Source organism: Streptomyces novaecaesareae, from assembly GCF_000716875.1.
Taxonomy (GTDB): Bacteria; Actinomycetota; Actinomycetes; order Streptomycetales; family Streptomycetaceae; genus Kitasatospora; species Kitasatospora novaecaesareae.
The window spans coordinates 1-509 of record NZ_JNWQ01000222.1; the positions used below are offsets into that span (position 1 = coordinate 1).

Below are 509 nucleotides of genomic sequence, written 5' to 3' on the forward strand. Positions count from 1 at the left end.
GGCGGCTTCGGTGTCGGCAAGACCACGCTCGTCGGCGCCGTCTCCGAGATCAACCCCCTGCGCACCGAAGCCGTCATGACCTCGGCCTCCGCCGGCATCGACGACATCAGCCACGTCTCCGGCAAGACGACCACCACCGTCGCCATGGACTTCGGCCGCATCACCCTCGACGAAGACCTCATCCTCTACCTCTTCGGCACCCCCGGACAGGACCGCTTCTGGTTCATGTGGGACGACCTCGTCCGCGGCGCCATCGGCGCCGTCGTCCTCGTCGACACCCGCCGCCTCGCCGACTGCTTCCCCGCCCTCGACTACTTCGAGAACAGCGGACTCCCCTTCGTCGTCGCCCTCAACGGCTTCGACGGACACCAGCCCCACACCCCCGACGAAGTCCGCGAAGCCCTCCAACTCGGCGCCGACACCCCCGTCATCACCCTCGACGCCCGCCGCCGCGACAGCGCCAAGAGCGCCCTCATCACCCTCGTCGAACACGCCCTCCTCGCCCGGCT

The 509-nt window shown here is 69.2% G+C and carries 1 protein-coding gene; it reads left to right on the top strand.

Features of this window, described 5'->3' with window-relative positions; translation table 11 throughout:
• Positions 1-509: GTP-binding protein (locus tag OP86_RS32585; protein ID WP_030261269.1), on the top strand; the 509-nt coding region annotated here is incomplete at both ends.